We start from the raw sequence: 16136 nt of genomic DNA on the forward strand, positions 1-16136 counted from the left end.
GGTACGGGGGCCACCGCGCGTCCGCTCCAGTGCGACTCGGCGATCTCCCACAGGGCCAGCAGCCGCCCGTCCGGTTCGTTCGCGAGCCGGCACAGTTCCCGTACGGCCTGGCGAGGAGGCAGGGACTTACCGTTGAGGTAGCGCTCCCACGAGGACTTGCTGTAGGCCGTCCGCTCCGCCAGCGCCGCCAGGCTCAGCCCCGCGCCGGCCCGCAGCTCCCGCAGCGCCGCGATCAGCCGGGTGTGTTCCGCGGTCACTTCGGATCCGCCTCCCGCAGGGCCTGCCAGGTGGGCGGGTCGATGACTCCGTTCACGACCAGTCCGTTCCGCTTCTGCGTGCGCTCGACCGCTCGCCGCGTCATCGGGCCGAAGACGCCGTCGATGTCCCCTGGCGCAGCGCCCGCCCGGCGCAGCAGGCACTGTGCCTCGGCCACTTCGAGCCCCACGTGGGTGTTGGACAGGAGGAGGTCCGTGGTCCTGCTCAGGCCCGCGTACCAGCGGCCGTCACGCTGCTCCAGCCGACAGGTGTAGACGACCGGCACCATGGACTCCGACCAGGTGGCCGGGGCGGTCGCGACAGCGCCGTCGCGGTCGCGCGCGAGCTGGGCACGGGCCTCGGTGAGCCGCACCGCCAGCACGAGCGCCACGGAGACGGACAGCACCGTGACCACGGCTCCCGCCGTGACCGCGAGGCGCAGATGGCGCCCGTGGGGCTGCGGCTTCGCGGGGGTGTCCGCCGGTGTCGCGGCGGGGTTCTCGGGGGCGCCGGTGGTGACCGCCCGCCCCTCTGCCCAGCGTTGGACGGCGATCTCGTGCAGTGCCAGCAGCCGGGTCGGATCGTCACCGCCGATACGGGCCATCGCCTCGACGGCCTCCCGCGGCGGCAGGGACCTGCCGTTCAGATATCGCTGCCACGACTTCGCGCTGTACCCGGTCCTCGCGGCCAGTTGCCGCGTGCTCAGTTCGCTGCCGTCCTTCAGCCTGCGCAGTCGCACGATCAACTGGCGGACGTGTGGATGCAGTTCTGCGGGCAGTTCCTTCCAGCGCGACACGCTTCCCCCACTCGCGTTCGGGACCGCAGACCCGGTCCCCCCGTGTCCCGGCCTCATTCTGCATCAGCGGTCACGGGGATCACAGGGCGGGCACGCCGTCGCGGTGCGACCCCGTCCTGGCGCGGAATCAGCCGTTCCCTCTCGCCGCAGTCCCGCCGCAGTCCCGCCGCAGTCCCGCCGCAGTCCCGCCGCAGGGACTCAGCGGGCTGCGTCTCAGCAGGTCAGCGCGCGGGACGTCCCGGGATGAGGTCACTTCTGCGTCAGCTGTGGCCGGACAACGCGCCGAACCCGCAGTCTCGTTGCCGGAGCCGGCCGGTGCGGTCGGTTCCGGCCAACGCACGTCAACGGAGGGAAACAGCATGCGAGCTCTCACCAAGGCACTCGTCAGTGTCACCACCGCGGTCGGGATCGCCGCCGGCGGCCTGGCGACCGCGGGAACGGCCATGGCGGCTCCCGCGCAGGTCAAGGAGCAGGCGGTGAGTGCCGAGGCCGTCGCGCCGCTCGCCGTGGTCAATCTCGGCCTGAGCGAAGCGCAGGCCAAGGACGTCCAGCGTGCGCTGAAGGCTCGCTGGAGGTACACCGGCGTGATCGACGGGCAGCTCGGCACCAACAGCTGGAAGGCGATGCAGCGCTTCCTCGAGGAGCACTACGGCTACACGGACAGCATCGACGGAATCGTCGGACCCAACACGGTGAAGGCGTTGCAGCGCTACCTCAAGAGGTTCTACGGCTACACCGGTCCGATCGACGGAGTCGCCGGATCCGGGACCAAGGCCGCGTTCAAGCGGGCGGCCGATGTCTGCCCCGGCGGCTGCTTGCTGACCTGACCGACAGCACGGACATGCCGCGGCCCGTCCTCCTTCGGGGGAGAGGACGGGCCGCGTGCGTCCCCTCCGGTCCACCCGGTGATCCGGACGAAACCGCCTGGCTGGTCCCGTCCTTCTCGACAACGCAGGGGCCCGGGCAGCAATCCTTGCCGTCGTGATGACCCGTCAAGGGCCGCAGGCGGCACTCGGTGAACGACAAGCATTCCGAGCCCGGGTCGGCCCGCCCGGCTCGGCGTGCCACAACAAAGAAACGGGATACGGGGAATCATGTCTCTTCGCAGCCGACTCGCGCGCCGCGCGCAGGTCACGCTCATAGGTGTCGCCGCCGGAGGTGTCGCGGCCGCAATCGCCGTCACACCGTCGCTCGCCGACACCGACTCCTCGAAGCCGGCGACGGTCGCCGCCCAGAAGGAGACCGGCTACGGGCCCGAGCCCGAGGCCGACAGCAAGCTCGTCACCCAGGCCGGCTCGCCGTCGACCATGGCCTCAGCCACAGCCACGCTCTCGCCCGACACGATGATCAACCGGGCCCGTACCTGGCTCACGGCCAACAACGGAGCCCCGGTCCCCTACAGCATGGAGCGCACCTGGAAGGACGGCTACCGCCAGGACTGCTCCGGCTATGTCTCCATGGCACTTGGACTGGGGAAGCCGGGCCTGAACACCGTCGGGCTGGCCGACTCGCGAAACGGCGTCACCACGCGGCTCAGCAGCATGACTCAGCTCAAGAAGGGAGACCTGCTGATCGACTACAGCACCACTGACGGCGATTTCCGTCATGTAGTGATCTTCGAGAAGTGGGCCAACACGTCGCACAGCGCCTACTGGGCGTACGAACAGCGCGGTACGTACGGCACGACCCACCGGCAGCTCAGTTACGGGATCGGCAGTGACAACTACGCCCCCTTCCGCCCGGTCAAACTGGGTGATGGCGGTGGCGGCGGGGAGCTCCCGTCCCCGGGTGTCTCCTGGCCGATCCTCCAGAGCGGTTCCGAGGGCGCGGACGTGCGGTCCGCCCAGCAGCTGCTGACCGCACGGGGCTACACGCTAGAGGCCGACGGCATCTTCGGCCCGAACACCCGCTCGGCGGCGATCCAGTTCCAGAAGTCCCAGTCCCTGGCCGCTGACGGCGTCATCGGCCCGAACACTTGGTCAAAGCTGATCAGGACGGTGCAGTACGGCTCGTCCGGTCAGGCGGTGAAGGCAGCGCAGACGCAGCTGAACGTCTACGGCTACGGCCTCACGGCCGATGGCGAGTTCGGGTCGAAGACGAAGTCGGCGGCGGTCGCCTTCCAGCAGAACCACGACTTGCAGGTCGACGGCGTCATCGGCCCGGACACCTGGTGCGCCCTGCTCGGCACCCGCTGACGCGAGCGGTCCAGGCGGCCGACCGACGGCTCCTTCCCACTGCGCCCGCAGCGGGAAGGAGCCGTCGCTGTGCATCCGTGAAGGCGTGGCAGCGTCCCGAGGGCTACTGGCCGGGCACGGCACACTCGTACGCCGACTCGTCGGGCTGGTCGGAGCAGGACCCGATCGGGGGCGCACGGTGGTGAGACTGAACGCGGATGCGCTGGACGGCGCGCGTGGGACCCCGCGCATATGTGAGCGCCCCCCGAACCGGTGTGACTGAGGGCCTCAGTTGGCGAGTTTCGCCGACCCTGACGTGTCACCGGTGTAGTCGCGGTAGAGCTGTTCAGGCCGCTGATGATCTCGTGCCGCGGGTCAGCCGGCCGCAGAGCAAAGGCCAGGCGTTCGCAGAACGTCCCTGTCCGCAACCTGTCGGGCGACAACGCGGTTCAGGCGATGTCGTGGATGTTGTGCTCGGTCAGGTCGGATGCGTGTCGAGCAACAGCGCCGTAGTCGGCATCGGCATGGAGGACGGCCAGGCCGTGATGGGCCGCGGTGGCAGCGATGACGAGGTCCACGGCCGAGGCACTGCGATGCTCCCCCGCCTGGGCCATACGGTGTTGGACCGCGCCAATCCAGCGCCCCGCGTTCTTCGGCACCGAGACGTCGGCGTAGAGGTCTGTGAACATCTCCGCGATCTCGTCGTACTCGCGTCCGTTCCGGGCACTGTGGAGAAACTCAGCGCGCTGCACGTAGCAGGACGCGATCGCTCCTGCGTCGATCGCGTCGTGCCAGGCCGATTGCAGTCCTGGGTCGCGGAGCAGCCGGACCAGGCCGGATGTGTCGAGCAGGTAAATCACCGGCTGTGCTTCTCCGCCCGGTGCAGGCGCTCGGCGTCCTCAACGGCACCCCACTCACGCGCACGCTCGAAGTGGCGGCTGATGCGCGCCGCACGCTCCTGCTGCTCAGCGTAGAAGTGCAGAGCGAGATTGACCGCCTCCTTCTTGGTCCTGACCTTGGCCAGCGCCATGGCACGCTCCAAGGCGTCGTCGTCGATGTCGATCTGGGTCACAGACATGCAGCACCTCCCGCACAATGTTGGTGATATATATAGAAAAATACGTCACCAACATTCGCGGGTCCACGTTTCAGTGCCGGATCCCGGCGTGTGCAGTCGCGACAGACACTCCAGGCAAGCCGGAGAGGCGATGCGGTCCGCTCGGCGCAGGCGCCGTGCGCATACTTGGTCCGGCTGCTGGTGGCGCCCGCAGCTGTGTTTCCTTCAGGTGGTCCAGCAGCTGAACTACGGCCGTGTTGGGGCCGATTCCGGCTTTGAGCCTCTGCTCGCGGAGCCACATGCGGCCCTGTCGGCGCGTGGTGAACCACGAACCGAACACTGCCCCTATGAGGCCGATAGCGGCCCCGATGGCCACGGACAGGATGTTCTCCACGGTCAGCTACCCCCGACGTACAGCGCCGCCAGGCTACAGAGGAACCTGGCAGCCCTCCGGCGCGCCGAGCGCGGTCACAATCCCCACGGCCGAGGAGGTGCGCGGGTTCCGCACCTCCGGCAGCAGGGCGGCGCCGGGTCCCGACAGCTCTGCGAGGCCGGCGACGCTTTCCCGGAGTGTCCCTTACCCCTCCCCTGGTGGTCGTCCTGTGCACGGTTGCGGGGCGGGGCCATCGGCTCTCCTTGCGTCGTACGCCTGCCGTAGGGGCTGGTTTCCGGCCAGGCGCCCCGGGTACCCCGGTCGGCGTGACAGGCGCACCGGCGCCCATCCCTCTGCCGTACTTTGACGCGGCCTTCGTTCGGGTACGGCGGCGCCGCCTCCAGCCGGTGCAGCGATCCCCGCGATGAGAGAAGAGGGGGATTTCCCCATGTCCAAGCCCGCCCAGCAGCAGCAGCCTCCGGGCACCGAAGCGGACCTGCGGCCCAAGGCCGACCACGGTGAGCACAGCTACCGCGGATCAGGTCGGCTGGCCGGGAAGAAGGCCCTGATCACCGGTGGTGACAGCGGTATCGGCAAGGCCGTCGCGATCGCCTACGCCCGCGAGGGCGCCGATGTGCTCCTCTCGCACCTGAACGAGGAGGAGGACGACGCCCGCGACACGGCGCGCTGGGTGGAGGAGGCCGGCCGCGAGGCGGTTCTGGTGCCCGGTGATCTGAGCGATCCCGCCCACTGCCGGGAGGTCGTGGCCCGGGCCGTCGAGACGTTCGGCCGCATCGACGTCCTGGTCAGCAACGCGGCGTTCCAGATGTTCCGCGACTCGATCGAGGAGATCCCCGACGAGGAGTGGGACCACACGCTGGCGACCAATCTCAGCGCCATGTTCCACCTCACCAAGGCGGCGGTGCCACACATGAAGTCGGGTGCGTCGATCATCGCGTCCACCTCGGTGAACTCCGACTCGCCGCCGCCGGGCCTGCTGGCGTACAACGCGACGAAGGCGGGCATCGCCAACATGGTCGGCTCCCTGTCCCAGTCGCTCGCCGAGCGGGGCATCCGGGTCAACAGCGTCGCCCCGGGGCCCATCTGGACTCCGCTGATCCCCGCCACCATGCCGCCCGAGCAGGTCGAGGACTTCGGCGGCCAGACACCGCTGGGGCGTGCCGGGCAGCCGGCCGAACTCGCCCCCGTGTACGTCATGCTCGCCTCGGACGAGGCCGCGTACGTCTCGGGTGCGCGCATCGCCGTCACCGGCGGCCAGCCCATCCTCTGACACGTCGTCAGGAAAGCTACACATTCAGGAATCAGGAGTGGCCGTGGACTGGTACCCCTTGCGGCTGACCACCCCGGTCAAGCAGCACGTCTTCGGCGGCCGGGCCCTCGCCGAACGGCTGGGCCGTACCGGCCTGCCCGACGGCCGGATCGCCGAGGCCTGGGAGGTCAGCGATGTGGACGGCGAGGGAGCACGGGTCGCGGACGGCTCGCTGGCCGGCCGCCCGCTGCGCCGGCTCGTCGAGGACCACCCCGACGAACTCGTGGGGCGCGGGTGGCGCGGTCCGCGCTTCCCGGTGCTGACCAAGTTCATCGACGGCACCGGTGCCCTCCCGGTCCATCTGCACGCCGACGACGACACCGCGCGCCGGCTGGAGGGCGAGCCCCACGGCAAGACAGAGGCGTGGCACGTCCTCGACGCGGCTCCGGGAGCCACCGCCCTGGTGGGGGTGAAGGCCGGTGTGGACCGGGACACACTGCACCGGGCCCTGCTCGCACAGGACTTCGACGCGGTCATGCGCCGGCTTCCGGTGCGGGCCGGGCAGACCGTCTACGTGCCTGGCGGCACCCTGCACAGTTTCGGCCCCGGCACCCTCGCCTACGAGATCGAGCAGACCTCCGACATCCAGCAGCACGCCATGCGCCGGCACATGGAGGACGACTCGGAACTGGACGACGAGGAGTGGCACGCCAACCTCGGGCGGCTGCTCGACGAGTGGCGTCCCGGTCCACGCCCCGAGTTCCACTCCGGCCTGAGCGTCCAGGTCGACGACGGGGTTGAGCGCACCGTGCTGTGCGCCGGCCCGTACTTCGCGCTGGAGCGGTGGCGGGCGGGCACCACGGCCCCACTGGTGCATGACTTCTCCACCGCGCTGGTGGTCAGCAACGTCGGTGCTCCGGTCACCGTGGAGTCCGGTGGCCGGTCCGAGCGGCTCGGACGTGCCCGGAGCCTGCTGCTGCCGGCCGCGCTGGGCCGCGTACGGATCAAGGGGCCCGCCGACGTCCTCCTCGGCTACCTGCCCGAACCGGAGCAGGACATCCGCACGCCCCTGCTCGCGGCGGGGCACGGGGCCGCTGCCGTGGCCGCGCTCGGTGAGGGCCTCGCCGCCCCACTCACGTAGAAGGCACGTAGAAGGAGATCCATGGGCACCATCACCACCAGCGACGGCGTCGAGATGCACTACGAGGAACAGGGCACCGGCCCTCCCCTCCTCCTGCTCCACGGCTGGGGCTTCAGCGGCCGCTTCTTCACCCGCAACGTGGACGCCCTCGCCGAACACGCACGCGTCATCACCGTCGATCTGCGCGGTCACGGCGACTCCGGCAAACCCCGCCACGGCTACCGGGTGTCGAGGCTGGCCAAGGACCTGTTCGACCTTCTCGAAGAACTCGACCTGCGCGAGGTCACCGTCCTGGGCTGGTCTCTCGGCTGCCCGGTCATCTGGAGCTATCTGGAACTGTTCGGCGGCCACCGCCTGGCCCGCGCGGTGTACGTCCAGCAGGCACCCCGCCAGTACTACGCGCCGGACTGGCCGCACGCACACGCCACCTGCTACGACGAGCCCTCCCTGGCCGCTCTGCAGACCCAGCTCACGTGCGATCCCCCGGCCTTCGACGAGGACCAGATCGACACCATCTTCGCGGGCGAGCCCACCCCGCGGGAGCGGGAGTTGCTCCTGGCCGAGATGGCCAAGTCACCCACGTACGCACGCAACGCCCTGATGGCCGACCACACCCGCCACGACTGGCGCGACCTGCTGCCCACGACCCGGCTGCCCAGCCTGGTCCTGGTGGCACGTCAGGACCGGGTGTTCCCCTGGCAGGGCCCCGCCTGGGTCGGCGAGGCGCTCCCGGGAGCCCGGACCGTCTTCTTCGAGCACAGCGGCCACGCCCTGTTCTTCGACGAGCCGGAGAAGTTCCACCGCACGGTCACCGGCTTCCTGACCGACAGCAGGAACGACACGGAAGTACTCGTATGAGCAGCCCCACACCTCCGTTCCCCTTCCCCTACGGCGTCAACCAGTTCACCACCATGCCCTGGTCCTTCGAGGAGGACCTGACGCACTACGCCGACCTCGGTGTCGAAGCGATCGAACTGTGTGAGACCAAGCTCCACAACGACCATGACCGCGCCAAGGCACAGCTCGCCTCGGTCGCCGAGGCGGGACTGCCGATCAGCTCGGTCCAGCCCGTCGTACGGACCGTGTTCCCCAGCGAGACCCAGCCGGGCCCCGCCGCCCGGCGCGACCGGCTGGACCGCTTCCGCCGCAGCGTGGAGCTGATCGCACCGTTCGCCCCGGGCGCGGCCTTCGTCACGAACACCGGGCCGGCGCCCGACGGGAACCTGCACGAGGCGATCCGTCAGGTCGTCGCTCATCACCGCGAACTGGCGGACATCGCCGCCGACCACGGCGTACGGATCGCGCTGGAACCCCTCAACCCCGTCCTGCTCAACGCGGAGACCGCCATCTGGACCTACCGGCAGGCGCTCGACATCGTCCAGGAGGTCGACCGTGAGAACGTGGGCGTCTGCCTCGACCTGTGGAACCTGTGGCAGGACCCGGATCTCGTCCCCCGCCTCGCCGACGCTCCCGACCGCCTTTTCCTGCTCCAGGTCAGCGACTGGCGCACACCCCGCTCGCGGATGGACCGGCGCGGCGTCGGCACCGGCGACATCCCGGTGGGCCAACTGCTGCACGCCGCCCACAGCGTCGGCTACCGCGGCCCCTGCGTCCTGGAGATCTTCTCCGACAACGTGCCGGACTCGCTCTACGAGTCGGATTTGGACGATCTTCTACGCGCCAACCGGACGGCCCTCGGGTCGGCCTGGCGAACCGGCTGAACGCGGGCGCGAGCGGCCGTCCGTGTCCTCAGCCCAGCTCGCGGGAGTCCCTTCCAGGGCCACGTGCTCCGACCGGGACGTCGCACGTTTGCTGCCGACCCGGCATCGCCGGCGCCCACGAGAAGGCCGAGCGGGGCAGATCAGCACTTCCGAAGGGGACCCCGGTCCTGCGGCCCCGCTGTGGCAACGCCACCCGCCGCCCAGCCGTGGGCCCACCTACGGGCCCGAACCGGCAAGTGAGCCGGCGCCGAGTCGTCGGCCGTTCCGAGGAAGCCCGACAGTCGATCCCCTGGCAGGAGCGCACTTCTCCGGAAGACCTGTGCACTCGCGAAGGCCGTCCAGAACTGGACACCCTTGCCAGCCGGGCCCATAACAGAGCCCTATCGTGCCCCCGCTCTGCTCGCCGTCCTTCGAATCCGTGCCCAATCCGTGCCCGTAAGAGCGGATGCAGGCGGGCCGCCGGGCGGTACGCGGGTGGTGTGCACCGCCCGGCTGTTCAACGGTGTCTCGTGTCCGCCGTGGCATTCTTGGCAGATGTGGCCTTCACCGGCTCGGTGACCTTCACCGGTTCCGTGCCGACCGCGCTGTGCCGCTCCGCCCAGGACTCCAGTGCCGTACGGCAGGCGTGGTCGAGGTGGTGCAGGCCCGACAGGTCCAGCTCGACCGGGCGGTCCTGCGGGAGGTTCTCCAGGCTGTCGAGGATCTTCGGCAGCCGCAGGAACGTGGCGTTGCCCGACACGTAGACCTGGATCGGTCCTGCGCCCTTGTCTATGACCTCCAGCTTGACGTGCGACGCCTCCCAGGCCGTCTTGACGATCGCCAGGGCCAGACCGATGAGCACACCCTCGAACATGTTCACCGCGACGATCGACACGGCCGTGATCACGAGGATCAGCGCCTCGCCCTTGTGGTCCCGCCACAGCGCCGCGACCTGCCGGAACGGGATCAGCTTCCAGCCGGCGTGCATGAGGATGCCGGCCAGGGCGGGGATCGGGATCAGGGCCAGGGCCCACGGCATCGCGGCGGCGAACAGCAACAGCCACACGCCGTGCAGCACTCGGGACGCCTTGGTCTTCGCACCGGCGGCCACGTTGGCGGAGCTGCGCACGATCACCGCGGTCATCGGCAGCGCGCCGAGCAGACCGGACACGGTGTTGCCCGCGCCCTGGGCGATCATCTCCTTGTTGTACTCGGTGCGTGGACCGTCGTGGAGCCGGTCCACGGCCGCCGCGCTGAACAGGCTTTCCGCGGAGGCGATCAGCGCGAACGCGATGATGGTGCCCCAGATCGCCGGGGCGGCCAGCTCGCCGAGGGCCTCGGTGCCGGGCGGCTGGACGACGCCGAGCAGACCTTCGACCTGGACCGTGGCGACCGGGAGGTCGAGGGCGATGGTGGCGACCGTGGCCAGCAGGACTGCCGCGAGGGCGCCGGGCACGGCCCGCACCGCCTTGGACATCCTCCTCCACAGCACGATGACGGCGATGGTGCCCGCGCCGATCGCGAGGGAGGTCAGGGCCTCGGTGTCGCCGAGCGCGTCGGCGAACGCCCCGGGCAGGCCCGCGATCTTGCCGATGCCGGACTCAGGGGCCTTCAGGCCCGCCGCCGAGTAGATCTGACCGGCGATGATCACCAATCCGATACCGCAGAGCATGCCCTCGACGACGGAGACGGAAATCGCCCGGAACCAGCGGCCAATCCTCAAGAAGCCCATGGCGAGCTGGAGCAGACCGGCGAACAGCACGATCACGCCGAGCGTGCCCACGCCGAATTCGCTGACGGCCTCGAAGACGATCACGGTCAGACCGGCGGCGGGTCCGGAGACCTGCAGACTGCTGCCGGGCATGAACCCGGTGACGAGGCCGCCGACGATGCCGGTGATGAGGCCGAGTTCGGCCGGGACACCGGAGGCGACCGCCACGCCGACGCACAGCGGCACCGCGACCAGGAAGACGACGACGGACGCGAGGAAGTCCTGACGCAGGTAAGGGAACTTGGACAGCATGTTCGTCAACTCCCGCACGGGATCTCGAAGGTGTCGGCCTCCATGCGGTGTGCCCGCACGTTTCCGCTCGGGACCTCGCAGTGCCGGCCGGTAGGGATGACAGAGGCGTACGGCGGGACGGGGCTGCCCGCGTTCCGCACTTCGAAGAGCTCGGCGGGCCGAGCGCCTTTGATCAGAGCGTGTACGACATGGGAGTCGGAGCAGATGATGAACGGCCCCGGGAGCGGCTCGCCCTCGATACGAGCGGACTCCTCAGGGCGCTGTCCGAATAAGCGGGCGTTGTCGATGAGGGATTGCATGGTGTGAGGACCTCCTGGCGCGCCGTGGGGTGCGCGTCGGACTTACCGGGCAGGGGTGTGGGGTTCTCTCTGCTCAGCAGCGGAACACCTGCGAAGCGGCCGGTGAGCAGGCGGACGTCCATCTCGACGTGCCGTGGTACGAGAGGCGGGGCGTGGTCGGCTCGTGGGCGACCGAGGTGCTTGCCTTCATAGGCAACGGCTTTGGCCTTGATATGACGGGCTGTGTACGCGGACGCGAAGGGCACCGTGGATCCGAAGAACGGGAGGACGAGCAGGACGGCGGCGAGAGCGAAACGACAGCCCGTGACCTCACACCTCGGAACATGCGCCCCCCTCAAGGCCGCCCATTACCTTTATGCGTGCACCAACGGCCGGTCAAAGATCAGTCAAGAAGCACGTTAACTCGGCAAAGTCGTTTGCGGGGTCAACCGAGCCTTTGCGGGTCAAGAGAGCCTGAAAAGCGAACTGGAGTTGGCGCGAAGCTGTCATTGCCGCAGGAGGGGCGCTGTGGCCGTGTCGTTGCTGCCCACGCTTGGGAGGCTGCTGGTCGGTGTGGCCTGGTGGGAGGAGCGCCTGTTCCGCCCTTCTGACGCACCACGTCATGCCGGCACCCGCCGTCATCCGCGGTTGGTCCACGGAGAGCGTGATACTCCAGCGCACGAATCACACCCGGGGCGCAGCGGCGCCACGCCGCTTGATGAGGGGGCGTGGCGCTGTGGTCTGCGGTCGATATGCAATTCGAGATATCGGGGACTGCTCAGCCGGTCCACTTTCCGGCGATCTTCGAGGCTTCCATCTGCTCACCCTTTCCCGCGGGAGCATGCCAGCCATACGAGGGCCGCACCAACGCCTGCCGCCAGCAGCAGCGTCCGGTTGTCCCGCGCTGCCCGCGCCCCCTGGGTTGCCTTCTGCCGCACGGGTTCGGGCGCCTTCTCCTGGAGTAGACGCCCGGCCCGGGCAGTCGTGGCCCTTGCCTGCTCGGTGGCGTGAGCCGCCTTCTCCTTCACCGGATCCGGCATCTTGTCCTGCACCTGGTGCGCGGCTTCAGTGGCCTGCTCTTTCAACTGCCCGGCCTTCACACCTGCCTGCTGCCTCATGTCGGCTGCCTTCTCCTGAGCCTTGGCCTTGACATCGGTCTTGGCTGCCAGCGCCTCAAGCGTCTTCCCGAGCCCCTGACGGGTCTCCTCGACCCCCTCGCGCAGTCCCTCGGAGCCAGCAGTGGTCTGTTCGTCGTGAGACGGCTGGGTCATCGCTGTGGACTCTCCTTGATTCGTGCCTGGTCCGTGCCGGGCGGGCCGCACAGGTGTCCGCCCGCCTGGTCTGGGCGCGAGTACCCGAAGGGGCCGTGCAGGACACGGCTACGACCACCCGCACCGCTCGGACCCGGCTGCACCTTCCCGGCGATCGTGTCCGCTCGGCAGAGGCGCTGCCACTGACGCCGGTGACGCAGCAGCAAGCGTGGAGCGGAGTGGACGAGCCAGGCGGTGCCCAGGCCGATGACGGCGCCAGTGGCGACGTCGCTCGGGTACCAGCGAATACGGCTGTGGCGTGAGCACGGAACATCGTCAGCACCCTGATCAACATCCCTGTGCGACCGCTCCACGCCAGTTGGGCACACACGAACCGGGCCGCCCTGCGCGGGGGCGCGCACGAGGCGGCCCGGCGGTCACGCGGTGGCCGGAGCCGCCGGTCCGACCAGCTCGGACAGCACGTCCTCCATGGTCACGAAGCCGATGACCTTGCCGCCCTCCCCGACGACGGCGGCGAGATGGCTGCCCTCGGCGCGCAGTGCGGTGAGGGTGTCGTCGAGCGGGGTGTCGATGCGCACGCGGGTGACCTTGTGCAGCGCGGCGCGCGGGAAGGGGCGGTCGCGGTCGGTCAGGCCGAGGGTGTCCTTGATGTGCAGGTAGCCCAGGACTGTGCCGTCGGGGCCGGTGACCGGGAAGCGGGAGAAGCCCGCCTCGGCGGCCAGCCGTTCCAGCCGGGCGGGGGTGATCGTGTGATCGACGGTGCGCATCCGCTGCGCCGGGACCGCGATCTCGCCCACCGGCCTGGTGCCCAGCTCCAGTGCGTCACGCAGTCGCTCGCCGTCGGCCGGGCTGAGGAGTCCGGCCTCGCTGGAGTCGAGGACCATGCGGGCGAGCTGGTCGTCGGTGAAGACCGACTCGACCTCGTCCTTCGGCTCGACGCGCAGCAGCTTGAGCAGGGCGTTGGCGAAGGCGTTGATCCCGAACACGAACGGCCGCAGCGCCCGGGTGAGCGCCACCAGGGGCGGACCCAGCAGCAGCGCGCTGGGCACGGGGGCGGCCAGCGCGATGTTCTTCGGCACCATCTCCCCGATCAGCATGTGCAGGTACGTGGCGAGGGTGAGCGCGATGACGAATGCGACCGGGTGCACCAGGCCGTGCGGGAGGTGCACCGCCTCGAAGCCGGGCTCCATCAGGTGTGCGATGGCGGGCTCGGCGACCGCTCCCAGCACCAGCGAGGAGACGGTGATGCCGAGCTGGGCGGTGGCCATCATCGCCGAGAGGTGTTCCAGTGCCCACAGCGTCATCCGGGCTCGCTTGTTGCCCGCTTGCGCGCGCGGTTCGATCTGGCTGCGGCGCACGGAGATCAGGGCGAACTCGGCTCCGACGAAGAACGCGTTGGTCAGCAGCGTCAGGGCGCCGATGGCCAGTTGCAGCGCGGTCACCGGGCCTCCTCCATGAGCTGGGCGGGCAATGTGGCGGCCGACTCGGTGATGCGTATCCGGTCGGCGCGGTGGTGCTCGACCTCCAGCACCTCGAGCTGCCAGCCGTCGAGGTGCACGACGTCCCCCTTGTCCGGGATGCGGGCCAGTCGGGTGGCGACAAGCCCGGCGACCGTCTCGTACGGCCCCTCCGGTGCGGTGAGTCCCATGTCCGTGAGCTGGTCGATGCGGACACTGCCGTCCGCCTCCCACACCGCGCGCCCGTCCCGCGTCGCCGGGGCGGGGACCAGGTCGGGTGCCTCGAAGGGGTCGTGCTCGTCACGGACCTCACCGACGACCTCCTCGACGATGTCCTCCACGGTCGCCACGCCCGCCGTGCCGCCGTACTCGTCGATGACCACGGCCATGGTGCGGTGCTCGCGCAGCCGCTCCAGCAGCCGGTCCGCGGTGAGGCTGTCGGGCACCAGCAGGGGCTCGGTGGTCAGCTCCGTGACCGTCGTACCGGCCCGCTTCTCCGGCTCCAGGGCGAGCACGTCCCGGATGTGGACGGTGCCCACCACCTCGTCCAGGCTGTCGCGGTAGACCGGGAAGCGGGACAGCCCGGTCGCGTGGGAGAGATTCGCGGCATCGGCGGCCGTCGCGTGGACCTCCAGGGCCTTGACGTCGACCCTCGGCGTCATCACGTTCTCCGCCGTCAGCTCACTGAGGTGAAGGGTCCGCACGAACAGCTCGGCGGAGTCCGCCTCCAAGGCCCCCTCGGCGGCCGAGTGCCGGGCCAGCGCACCCAACTCCTCGGCGGTGCGGGCGGAGGCCAGTTCCTCGGCCGGCTCAAGACCGAAGCGACGTACGAAACGGTTCGCGGTGCCGTTCAGGTGCCCGATGAACGGACCGAACGCGGCCGTGAACGCGCGCTGCGGACCCGCGACCACCTTCGCGACCGCCAGCGGCCGTGAAATCGCCCAGTTCTTCGGCACCAGCTCACCGACCACCATCAGCACGACCGTGGAGACCACCACACCCAGCACGGTCGCCACCGACGAGGCGGCACCGCCCAGGCCGATCGCCCGCAGCGGGCCGCGCAGCAGCGCCGCGAGGGACGGCTCGGCGAGCATGCCGATCACCAGCGAAGTGACGGTGATGCCCAGCTGGGCGCCGGAGAGCTGGAGGGTCAATCCGCGTACGGCTTTCAGCGCGCCCTCGGCGCCCTGCTCGCCGGCCTCTGCGGCACGCTCCAGGTCACCGCGTTCAACGGTGGCCAGCGAGAACTCGGCCGCGACGAACACCGCGCAGGCCAGTGTGAGGAGGAGGGCCAGCAGAAGCAGCAGGACCTCGGTCACCGTGCCACCCCCGCTCCCTCAATCGCATGGGTCCGGCGGGGAATGGCACGGCTGGTACTGGGAGGCTCACCCATCGGGGGAACTTCGCTCCTTCTCGAAACACACATACAGACAGTGGGTGGAAACAGGATTGCCTGCCTCTACACCAACTGTAAAGGAGTCGCAAAGCACCGCCCGAAGGCGCTTCGGCTCGAGTCTCCGGCGGTGTGTGCCGAAGATCCATGGCAGCGGCCCTGACCGCTGCCCCGGGCCGACACCTGACGCACGGCTGATGGGGATGATGCGGGTGGACGTCGAAGTCCTGCTGCCCGGCACGGGCCTGCGCTATGAGCGACGGATCAGCGCCTCGGGGCCCTGGTCACCGCCTACGTGATGCTGCGCGCCGTCCGCGGTCCCGTCCTCACCCGGTTCGCTCCGACCCGCCCCGCGGTCGCCCAGCCGAAGCAAGGCCCTACTGCGTCCCGCGGACCGGCGTCTGCCGTGCGTCAGCGGTGCCCGTCCGCGCCCCGCACCACCGCGACCGGACAGTGCGCGTGAGGCAGCAGGGCCTGGCTGACCGATCCCAGCAGCAACCCGGCGAAGCCGCCGCGTCCCCGGGCGCCGACCACCATCAGCCGGGCGGTACGGCTCGCCTGGATCAATGCCTCGCGCGCCCCGCCGTGCACCACTTCCTGCCGCACGGTCACATCCGGGTAGCGCTCCCGGTGGCCGGCCAGCGCCTCGGCCAGAAGACGTTCCTCGCCCTGCGCGAGAGCGGCCGGCCGGTTCGTGTACCGCACCGACGCGTCCCGAACGGCGGGCATCGGCGCGGTCCGCACGGTCCAGGCGTGCACGGCCACCAGACCGGCCCCGTGCAGCGCGGCCTCGGCGAAGGCGAAGCCCACCGCCTTCTCGCCCGCCGCGGAACCGTCGACGCCCACCACGACCGGACCGTCCGCACGCGGTTCCTCCCGCACCACGAGCACCGGACACCGGCCGTGCACCACCAGATGCACCGCCGTCGAGCCCGCCAGGAGCCCGGC

The 16136-nt window shown here is 70.0% G+C and carries 15 protein-coding genes and 2 pseudogenes; 6 read left to right on the forward strand and 11 right to left on the reverse strand.

Features of this window, described 5'->3' with window-relative positions; genetic code table 11:
* Together C1J00_RS22010 and C1J00_RS22015 are read right to left on the reverse strand one after the other, a co-directional pair.
* The coding region (locus C1J00_RS22010; protein WP_146046236.1) for a helix-turn-helix domain-containing protein at nt 1-257 on the reverse strand (257 nt) is incomplete at its 3' end.
* Complete coding sequence (locus C1J00_RS22015) at nt 254-1051, reverse strand: peptidoglycan-binding protein (RefSeq protein ID WP_102910793.1); 798 nt, start codon at nt 1049-1051, stop codon at nt 254-256. The genes C1J00_RS22010 and C1J00_RS22015, both read right to left, overlap by 4 nt.
* Before the next feature lie 359 nt (nt 1052-1410).
* On the opposite strand from C1J00_RS22015, the gene C1J00_RS22020 reads away from it, so the two are divergent.
* Nucleotides 1411-1878: a peptidoglycan-binding domain-containing protein gene (locus C1J00_RS22020; RefSeq protein WP_102910794.1), complete on the forward strand. Its 468-nt coding sequence runs from the start codon at nt 1411-1413 to the stop codon at nt 1876-1878.
* Nucleotides 1879-2145: 267 nt separating this feature from the next.
* Nucleotides 2146-3246, forward strand: a complete 1101-nt coding sequence (locus tag C1J00_RS22025) for a peptidoglycan-binding domain-containing protein (protein WP_102910795.1) — start codon at nt 2146-2148, stop codon at nt 3244-3246.
* A 428-nt stretch (nt 3247-3674) separates the two neighbouring features.
* Here the strand turns inward: C1J00_RS22025 and C1J00_RS22030 are convergent, their stop codons facing one another.
* The 3 genes and pseudogenes from C1J00_RS22030 to C1J00_RS47935 form a co-directional block, all read right to left on the reverse strand.
* Nucleotides 3675-4085: a PIN domain-containing protein gene (locus C1J00_RS22030; RefSeq protein WP_102910796.1), complete on the reverse strand. Its 411-nt coding sequence runs from the start codon at nt 4083-4085 to the stop codon at nt 3675-3677.
* Nucleotides 4082-4303, reverse strand: a complete 222-nt coding sequence (locus C1J00_RS22035) for a type II toxin-antitoxin system VapB family antitoxin (RefSeq protein ID WP_180989643.1) — start codon at nt 4301-4303, stop codon at nt 4082-4084. Before C1J00_RS22035 ends, C1J00_RS22030 begins: the two co-directional genes overlap by 4 nt.
* 190 nt (nt 4304-4493) lie before the next feature.
* Nucleotides 4494-4676 (reverse strand): annotated as a pseudogene (locus C1J00_RS47935) (hypothetical protein); the annotation flags it as partial.
* Nucleotides 4677-5103: 427 nt separating this feature from the next.
* Between C1J00_RS47935 and C1J00_RS22045 the strand changes: the two are divergent.
* The 4 genes from C1J00_RS22045 to C1J00_RS22060 are packed head-to-tail and all read left to right on the forward strand — an operon-like array spanning nt 5104 to nt 8787.
* Nucleotides 5104-5946 carry an SDR family oxidoreductase gene (locus C1J00_RS22045; RefSeq protein ID WP_102910797.1) on the forward strand — a complete coding sequence of 281 codons (843 nt, stop codon included), beginning with the start codon at nt 5104-5106 and terminating at the stop codon, nt 5944-5946.
* Nucleotides 5947-5989: 43 nt separating this feature from the next.
* Nucleotides 5990-7066, forward strand: coding sequence for a class I mannose-6-phosphate isomerase (locus C1J00_RS22050; RefSeq protein WP_102910805.1), 1077 nt, complete (start codon nt 5990-5992; stop codon nt 7064-7066).
* Between the two features lie 21 nt (nt 7067-7087).
* A complete protein-coding gene (locus C1J00_RS22055) occupies nt 7088-7924 on the forward strand; it encodes an alpha/beta fold hydrolase (RefSeq protein ID WP_102910798.1) in 837 nt (278 codons plus the stop codon).
* Complete coding sequence (locus C1J00_RS22060; protein WP_102910799.1) at nt 7921-8787, forward strand: sugar phosphate isomerase/epimerase family protein; 867 nt, start codon at nt 7921-7923, stop codon at nt 8785-8787. Before C1J00_RS22055 ends, C1J00_RS22060 begins: the two co-directional genes overlap by 4 nt.
* Nucleotides 8788-9283: 496 nt before the next feature.
* Here the strand turns inward: C1J00_RS22060 and C1J00_RS22065 are convergent, their stop codons facing one another.
* The 6 genes and pseudogenes from C1J00_RS22065 to C1J00_RS22100 all read right to left on the reverse strand — a co-directional run.
* Nucleotides 9284-10789 carry a SulP family inorganic anion transporter gene (locus C1J00_RS22065; RefSeq protein ID WP_102910806.1) on the reverse strand — a complete coding sequence of 502 codons (1506 nt, stop codon included), beginning with the start codon at nt 10787-10789 and terminating at the stop codon, nt 9284-9286.
* A gap of 86 nt (nt 10790-10875) precedes the next feature.
* A pseudogene (locus C1J00_RS22070) lies at nt 10876-11088 on the reverse strand (carbonic anhydrase); the annotation flags it as partial.
* A gap of 800 nt (nt 11089-11888) precedes the next feature.
* Nucleotides 11889-12338: a DUF3618 domain-containing protein gene (locus C1J00_RS22080; RefSeq protein WP_102910801.1), complete on the reverse strand. Its 450-nt coding sequence runs from the start codon at nt 12336-12338 to the stop codon at nt 11889-11891.
* A 416-nt stretch (nt 12339-12754) separates the two neighbouring features.
* Nucleotides 12755-13780 carry a hemolysin family protein gene (locus tag C1J00_RS22090; RefSeq protein WP_102910802.1) on the reverse strand — a complete coding sequence of 342 codons (1026 nt, stop codon included), beginning with the start codon at nt 13778-13780 and terminating at the stop codon, nt 12755-12757.
* Nucleotides 13777-15114: a hemolysin family protein gene (locus tag C1J00_RS22095; RefSeq protein ID WP_102910803.1), complete on the reverse strand. Its 1338-nt coding sequence runs from the start codon at nt 15112-15114 to the stop codon at nt 13777-13779. The genes C1J00_RS22090 and C1J00_RS22095 overlap by 4 nt, the downstream gene beginning before the upstream one ends.
* 485 nt (nt 15115-15599) lie before the next feature.
* A partial coding sequence (locus C1J00_RS22100; protein WP_146046237.1) for a universal stress protein occupies nt 15600-16136 on the reverse strand: 537 nt, incomplete at its 5' end.

This window comes from Streptomyces cahuitamycinicus (genome assembly GCF_002891435.1).
GTDB lineage: Bacteria > Actinomycetota > Actinomycetes > Streptomycetales > Streptomycetaceae > Streptomyces > Streptomyces cahuitamycinicus.

Bases quoted from the DNA above. Each gene is read 5' to 3' on its own strand.
- C1J00_RS22045 (WP_102910797.1), top strand. From the start codon at position 5,104: ATGTCCAAGCCCGCCCAGCAGCAGCAGCCTCCGGGCACCGAAGCGGAC.
- C1J00_RS22065 (WP_102910806.1), bottom strand. From the start codon at position 10,789: ATGCTGTCCAAGTTCCCTTACCTGCGTCAGGACTTCCTCGCGTCCGTC.
- C1J00_RS22080 (WP_102910801.1), bottom strand. From the start codon at position 12,338: ATGACCCAGCCGTCTCACGACGAACAGACCACTGCTGGCTCCGAGGGA.
- C1J00_RS22035 (WP_180989643.1), bottom strand. From the start codon at position 4,303: ATGTCTGTGACCCAGATCGACATCGACGACGACGCCTTGGAGCGTGCC.
- C1J00_RS22055 (WP_102910798.1), top strand. From the start codon at position 7,088: ATGGGCACCATCACCACCAGCGACGGCGTCGAGATGCACTACGAGGAA.
- C1J00_RS22060 (WP_102910799.1), top strand. From the start codon at position 7,921: ATGAGCAGCCCCACACCTCCGTTCCCCTTCCCCTACGGCGTCAACCAG.
- C1J00_RS22020 (WP_102910794.1), top strand. From the start codon at position 1,411: ATGCGAGCTCTCACCAAGGCACTCGTCAGTGTCACCACCGCGGTCGGG.
- C1J00_RS22025 (WP_102910795.1), top strand. From the start codon at position 2,146: ATGTCTCTTCGCAGCCGACTCGCGCGCCGCGCGCAGGTCACGCTCATA.